The sequence below is a fragment of the Hydrocoleum sp. CS-953 genome, assembly GCF_002260545.1.
Taxonomy (GTDB): domain Bacteria; phylum Cyanobacteriota; class Cyanobacteriia; order Cyanobacteriales; family Microcoleaceae; genus Trichodesmium.
The window spans coordinates 1-7,498 of the sequence record NZ_LGSU01001168.1 but is presented as its reverse complement, the minus strand read 5'-3'; the positions used below and the strand labels follow the sequence as shown (position 1 = coordinate 7,498).

Below are 7,498 nucleotides of genomic sequence, written 5' to 3'. Positions count from 1 at the left end.
CTGCCATAGCCAGATGAATCAATATACAAAAAAGCCTTAAACAAAGGAATTTGTCATCTGTCGATGAGTGAAATAAAAATTCCCACTTCACAGACAAAAATAATTGAGGCCAGAATCGTCCCCAAAAGTAGCTGTTACATAATAGAAATAGTCTATGAAAAATCGGAGGAAACCACAAAAAATCAACAACTAGCAGGAGTAGATTTAGGAGTGAATAACTTAATGGCTGTAACCACAAATCAAACAGGAACTGCACCTATTTTGATTAAAGGCAGACCATTAAAAGCAATTAATACCTTTTATAATAAACAGCGCTCTTGTTTACAATCTCAATTAAAAAATAACCACAATAAAAGTAATTCTCCGAAGTTAGAAAAATTAACTCACATTCATGTCGGCTCTTAGCCGAAACGAAATTGTCGAGTAGAAAATTATCTCCATACAGCAAGTAAAAGAGTAATAGATTGGTGCATTAAGCATGAAATAGGAATCTTAATTATCGGGCATAACCAGACCTGGAAACAAGAAATAAAATTAGGAAAAAAGAACAATCAACAATTTGTGAACATCCCTCATTATAGGTTGATAGAGATGTTAANAGTAAAAGAGTAATAGATTGGTGCATTAAGCATGAAATAGGAATCTTAATTATCGGGCATAACCAGACCTGGAAACAAGAAATAAAATTAGGAAAAAAGAACAATCAACAATTTGTGAACATCCCTCATTATAGGTTGATAGAGATGTTAACATATAAAGCCCAACTAAGAGGAATAAAAGTAATAATTACAGAAGAATCTTATACGTCTCAATCTAGCTGTTTAGATGGGGATAATTTACCGAAATATGGAGATAAAAAACGAAATTTAGTGGAAAAAGAGTAACAATAGGGTTGTATAAAACCAGGGAAAATAAATTATTAAATGCCGATGTAAATGGGTCATTGAATATTATTAAAAAACTAATTCCTGATGTCTTTGACCAAGGAATAAAGGGTTTGCCGTTTAACCCTGTAGTGGTCGATCCACTTGCGTTCAACTAAGCTTTCAGGTTGTTGAGTAAATTTGAGTAAGTTTGGTTGAGCGGTATTGGTATTTATACTCCTAAAGTTATGGTGAAAAATAATTGTATCTTTAACCTAATTCCCTAAAATCAACAATGTAAACTGAAATACATCATCATGGAGAAAAATTAATGGATCTAGTCAGACTCCAAAACTCACTGGATAATATCTCGTTTGCTATCTTATTTACTACGATGCTCATTTACTGGGTAGGTGCTGCTTTTCCCCGTATTCCCTATCTCTCAGTTTTGGGTTCTACAGGAATGGCGATCGCTAATCTCTGTATTGCAACATTACTTGGCGCTCGTTGGTTAGAAGCTGGTTATTTCCCTATTAGCAACTTGTACGAATCTTTATTTTTCCTGACTTGGGGAATTACTACTATTCATCTTATAGCTGAAAATATGAGTGGTAGTCGCCTGGTAGGAATCTTTACCTCTCCAGTTGCTATGGGTATTTCTGCTTTTGCTGCCCTAACTTTGCCCTCCAATATGCAGATATCTGAACCCCTCGTACCTGCTCTAAAATCTAATTGGTTGATGATGCACGTTAGTGTAATGATGTTAAGTTATTCGACTCTTATGGTGGGGTCCTTATTGGCGATCGCTTTTCTAATTATCACCAGTGGCCAAAAAGTAGAACTTAGTGGTAGTTCTTTTGGCACTCGTGCTTATAGAAATAATCATTTCGTGAAGCACTCGGAAAATTTACAACTGGAAACAGAAGGAGCTAACCTCAACGAAATTAAGAATAACCATGAACCTTTTCCCCTATCTACAAAAAATGGTCATAGTCAAACTGCTGTTTTGGAAATGACTCAGGTTACTCAAACAGTTGAGGCAGAAACAACCCTTTCACCAGAGCGTTTAAATATTGCCCAAACGCTAGATAACATTAGTTATCGTATCATTGGCTTAGGGTTTCCACTACTGACTATTGGGATTATTGCTGGAGCAGTTTGGGCCAATGAAGCTTGGGGTTCTTATTGGAGTTGGGACCCGAAAGAAACTTGGGCCTTAATTACTTGGTTAGTATTTGCGGCCTATCTTCATGCTCGTATTACTAGAGGATGGCAAGGGCGAAAACCTGCTATTTTGGCTGCTACTGGGTTTGCTGTAGTCTGGGTATGTTATTTAGGAGTAAATCTTTTGGGTAAAGGTTTACATTCTTATGGTTGGTTTTTTTAACAGGTTTTCCAGGTAACTCTTATCAGGAGTGGGGGAGTGAGGGAACTGTGGGAACTGTGGGACTCACCCCTCACCCCTCCCTGGATGGGAAGTCCGTTTTTATTAATGCAGCTTGGGTATCTTCGAGACCCTGTACTCTCCATCCCCATACTCCCCACACTCCCTAGTCCCTACTCCCTTTTTCATTCAAAATAAATCCAGGATAACTTTTCTTATGGAAACTGAAGTTCATCTACTAAATAATGATGATGTTTTGTCTACAGGTGCTAGTCTTTTAATGTTTCAATGTACATTTAAAGTTAGTGAATATATAACTATGATTTTAACTAGATTAGAGTCGGAAAATCTATTTGAAGATGGGCTAGAATGTCAATTATTAAAACCTGGTTCTTACTGGAACAAAGGAAAGGTAAAACTTCGTTTAGAATTTTATACAGAAACTTCTGATACTGTTTCCAAAAAAGGTTTATCTAAAACTGTTGTTAGTTCTATTGCTAATTCTGAAGAAATACTAGAGGATGTAGGAATGTGGAGTTGATTTTCAATAAATTATTCAGTCACGAGTTAGTAGTTTTGATCTTAAGGGAATAGGGAATAGATATTAGTATTAGTTGGAATAAAGATTTCTATACCTTAACTTGGTGGTGGTACATTGTAATTATTTTAGTCAAGGGGAAAGGCAGTGGGAATATCTTATACTAATTACCAAAAGTAATGCTATACTTGATTAATACTTCAGTTATTAAGTAATTATCTTGGTAGAATCATATTTTTTCTGATTTAAGGCAATTTAATATTAATTATCATTATTTTTACTACTCCCGTACGGACGTTGCATGCAATGTCCGTACACTTCCCCACTCCCCTACTCAATTCAAATGTAGAAAAGTTTTTGAGAAATGGTATTACTCCCTTGCTATATAGAATTCGGTTATATAATATAGCAATCCTGAATAGGTTGTAACATTTTATCGTAGGGGTTTGGTCTCCAAACCCAAGCGCGAAAAAGAGATTTGGAAACCAAACCCCTACAGTTTTTTTTTCACAAATCATTGAGGATTACTATATATGTTTATAATTCTATAATTAGGGCTTGCTGATTAAATTTAAAAGCATTTGGAGATAAAGGTTTGAGCAATTTTAGGTCTGAAATACCTTGGTTTTCAGTTCTTCATGCACGGTTCCCGAAAAATCAAAAAGTTAGCATTTTGGGCAAGAGTTTTGGAAAAAAATTACTCCCCCTACTCCCCTACTCCTCCGCTCCCCTGCTCCTTAAAAAAGACTTTTTCAGCAAACCCTAATTACTTCAATATTCAATCTCCCAATTTTCTACCTACCCACCTCCGCTAACTATACAATAAGTATTCAACCCGATGTGATATTAGTAGGTAATTTGTTCTTCTCTTCTGACAGATTTTAGCAATGAAAAACGAACTTAATTTTCAAAAAAAAAGTTACTCGGAACTTCTACTATATCTGGCTTTAAATATAGAAGACTTTCAAATATTACCCAAAATAAAATTAGAAACTGACTTACCCCAGAAAGTTAGAGACAATATTCAAACTTATTTTTTTACTTATAAGTCTGCTTGTGAATTTGCTAACCAGATATTCCTAGAAATTTATCAACCTGGTGCGATAAAAAAATATTGTCAACAAAGCAAAATAGGGAAAAAATTACCAACCGCTCTTTATATTCATATCTCTGCTTTAGAACAACTTCATCCCTTACTGCAACTCTACGAAAATTTAGCTCATCGTTTATATCTCAAAGCCGTTTCTAGGCAAAAAGCTGATGCCAAAACGACCACATTAATAAAGTTTAATTTTGACAAACCAACAATTTCTTATTTACACTATCCAGATTTTGATATTGACCCTCATCCTGCCTTAAAAACTAGCATTTCTATTAATCTGAATGAGGGAAAAGTTGAGCAGAGAAACTACACCAATAGTAAAAATCCTCCTGTGCTGCATCGGAAAGAAACTTTTGTTACTTCCGAATATCCCCACTACCAAAAATTCGCTCAATTAACTTCTGCTGAAGTAAAACTAGGACTGTTAGATAATACTCGTTTAATTGGTACTCGTAAAGGATGGTTAACACACCTTAAAAATCATGGCATAGAAATTCAAGACCATCATGTAATTCAGCATACTATTGAGATGCCAATTTCCCAAATACAACGTCATAAAGCTGCTATAGTTCGTAAAAAAATTTCTAAACCAGTACGTTTAGCTGTAGAAGCAAATCTATTTACAGAAGGTACAACTTTTTTTGACTATGGTTGTGGATATGGCGAGGATATCAAATATATTGCTAAAAAAGGTTATTTAAGTGCAGGTTGGGACCCCTATTATTTGCCAGAAACTCCTTGTATTGCTGCTGATATTGTCAATCTTGGTTATGTAATTAATGTAATAGAATCTTTAGCCGAACGTAGGGAAGCTTTGATTAAATCTTGGCAGTTAACTAAAAAAGTTTTAATTGTTTCTGCTCTGGTATTAATTGATGATAGTAAAACTGAGGGAAAACTTGCTTATGGAGATGGCATAATTACAGCTCGTAAGACTTTTCAGAAATATTATGAACAGCAAGAATTAAAGTCTTATATTGACCAAGTGTTGAATGTAGATTCGATTCCTATTGATTTAGGAATTTTCTTTGTTTTTAGAGATGAAGCAGAAGCTCAAAATTTCCAGGCATCTCGGTTGAAAACCAGTTTATATACACCTAGAATTAGTTGCAAAAATAAGCGGTTTGAAGATTATGAAGAACAGCTTATTCCTTTGATGAATTTTATGAGCGATCGCGGTCGTCTACCAGTTAGAGGAGAACTTGACGAAGAGACAGATTTAATTGAAGAATTTGGTAATTTTCGTCGTGCCTTTCAGTTAATTATCCAAGTAACTAACTATCAAGAATGGGATAAAATAACGGATAAACGGCGTCAAGACTTGTTAGTATATTTAGCCTTAACAAAATTTAGTCATCGCCCTAAGTTTTCCCAATTCTCAGAAATAGTTAGAAATGATATTAGAGCTTTATTTGGGAGTTATACTAAAGCCTGTACTTTAGCTGATTTAATATTATTTAGTTTGGGTGATTCTGTTCTGATTAGTAAATGTTGCCAAAATAGTTCTATTGGTTATAAATCTGATTATTCTTTATTAGTTCATGTTTCTGCTGTAGCAAAACTTGACCCTTTGTTGCGACTTTATGAAGGTTGTGCTAATCGTACAATTGGTAGATTAAATGAGGCAACTATCGTTAAATTTCATCATAAACTACCAATAATATCTTATTTATTTTATCCCGACTTTGATACCGAAGGTCACCCAGTTTTACATACAACTATGAATATTGATTTGCGGGATTTAAGTGTGGTCTATGAGGATTATACAAGTGAATATAATCCACCAATTTTGCACAGAAAAGATGCTTTAGTAACTTCAGATTATCCCCACTATGAAAAATTTGCTAAACTTACAGTCCAAGAAGAAGATAGAGGACTTTTAAATGATTTAGAACAAATTGAAAATAGACTCGGATGGCTCAAATGTTTAGAGAAAAATTGTACAGAAATTAAAGGTCATCGTGTTTATTGGCGTACAAATGTTGACCCTTATCAATTAAAAATATTAAAGTCTGCTGATGCTGCTAGGAAGCGCAAAAGAAAAAAACAAAATAATTAATTATTAATTATTAATTATTAGGGTTTGCTGATTATAGCGGTTTTCACAAAAGTAGACTACAAAACTTCTTCCTTATTCCTTGTTCCTTTAAACCAAAATATCTCTACTCTATATTAATGAAAACTGCTATAAATATCAAAGCATTTACAGATAAATATTTGAGCATTTTTAGAAGGAAAAAAGTGCGAGCTTTTAGCTCCAAAAGGTTCAAAAATTTAGTATTTTGGGCTGATTATGACATAAAAATCAAGGGAAAATTCTTCTGACTACCTCCTCTATAATTCCTATTTATTCTGACAAAAAAAAAGGTCTCAAGCCTCCCCTTTTAAGGGGATAAAAAAAGAGAATATTCCTTATGTCAAGCCTCTGGGTTTAGCCAGAAGCAGGTGTTAACTAATAACTGAAATGACTCTGTAGGGACGTTGCATGCAACGTCCCTACTTCCTTAGGACTACCCTCACTTCGGGCAATTAAACAAGTTGCTCTAACGCCTATATTTTCCTGACTAACCTTAGAGAATATCTATAAACAGTAGAGTCTTATTGCTGATAGCCGATGGCTTACAGCTAATAGCTTATAATAGTTTAAAATAGTGGAAATATATCAACTATAACTTAAAACCAATGAACAAATTATTTGAAAAACTGAATACCCAGGTGACAATTTTGGGAAGTATTATTGCTATTCTTTGGATTGTACAAATTATTAATGCCGAACTTTTAAGGGGAGGACTGAATTATTACGGCGGAATTCATCCTCAAAGTTCTATAGGAATTACTGGTATTTTTTTTGCTCCATTTTTGCATGGTAGTTATGCTCACTTAATAGCTAATATTGTGCCACTAATAACTCTGGGTTGGTTAATCATGTTACGGGGAGTTGGTGATTTTTTCTTTGTGAGTATTGTTACTATAATTGTTAGTGGTTTAGGTATTTGGTGTTTTGGTTCACCAGGTTCTATTCATATTGGTGCTAGTGGATTAATTTTTGGTTATTTTGGTTTTTTATTACTCCGAAGTTTATTTGATTTTAGTATTTTATCAGTTCTTTTCGCCTTAACTGCTGGTTTTCTTTACAGTGGTTTAATTTGGGGTATTTTACCTTCAGATCCTGATGTATCTTGGGAGGCACACTTATTTGGTTTTCTGGGTGGGATACTTGCAGCTCAACTTTTGGGGAAACGGAAAAGAAATAGTTAAAATAACACCCATGTTATACAACCTTAATCTCTATTTTATTTACTAATAGTTTAAGTTGGAATTACAGTCTATTCCATGTAAATGTTTTACAGTAATTATAGTAGACAATATAAACAAAAATGCAACCTTAATTCAAGACTTAAAACACTCTTTGAAAAGCTACTGCTACTGTACTTCATATACCTGGAATTTGCTGTATTAGTTACATCATTTCTGTTGAAATACTGATGATAAACAAGGAACATTCATTAATTGATAATTGATAATTGATAATTGATAATTGATAATTGATAATTGATAATTGATAATTGATAATTGATAATTGATAATTGATAATTGATAATTGATAATTG

The 7,498-nt window shown here is 33.8% G+C and carries 6 protein-coding genes; all 6 read left to right on the top strand.

Features of this window, described 5'->3' with window-relative positions; translation table 11 throughout:
- Positions 1-63 precede the first annotated feature (63 nt).
- The 6 genes from AFK68_RS39230 to AFK68_RS18715 all read left to right on the top strand — a co-directional run bounded on the left by AFK68_RS39230 (position 64) and on the right by AFK68_RS18715 (position 7,145).
- Complete coding sequence (locus AFK68_RS39230; RefSeq protein WP_210407493.1) at positions 64-405, top strand: transposase; 342 nt, start codon at positions 64-66, stop codon at positions 403-405.
- A gap of 194 nt (positions 406-599) precedes the next feature.
- A partial coding sequence (locus AFK68_RS39225) for an IS200/IS605 family accessory protein TnpB-related protein (RefSeq protein WP_210407492.1) occupies positions 600-884 on the top strand: 285 nt, incomplete at its 5' end.
- 310 nt (positions 885-1,194) lie between these two features.
- Complete coding sequence (gene ccsB, locus AFK68_RS18740; protein ID WP_094674085.1) at positions 1,195-2,250, top strand: c-type cytochrome biogenesis protein CcsB; 1,056 nt, start codon at positions 1,195-1,197, stop codon at positions 2,248-2,250.
- Between the two features lie 214 nt (positions 2,251-2,464).
- Positions 2,465-2,788, top strand: coding sequence for a KGK domain-containing protein (locus tag AFK68_RS18730; protein ID WP_094674081.1), 324 nt, complete (start codon positions 2,465-2,467; stop codon positions 2,786-2,788).
- An 884-nt stretch (positions 2,789-3,672) separates the two neighbouring features.
- The gene (locus tag AFK68_RS18720) at positions 3,673-5,946 is read left to right on the top strand and encodes a DNA phosphorothioation-associated putative methyltransferase (RefSeq protein ID WP_094674077.1); all 2,274 of its coding nucleotides are present in this window, start codon (positions 3,673-3,675) and stop codon (positions 5,944-5,946) included.
- 623 nt (positions 5,947-6,569) lie between these two features.
- Positions 6,570-7,145 carry a rhomboid family intramembrane serine protease gene (locus AFK68_RS18715; protein ID WP_094674075.1) on the top strand — a complete coding sequence of 192 codons (576 nt, stop codon included), beginning with the start codon at positions 6,570-6,572 and terminating at the stop codon, positions 7,143-7,145.
- Positions 7,146-7,498 lie beyond the last annotated feature (353 nt).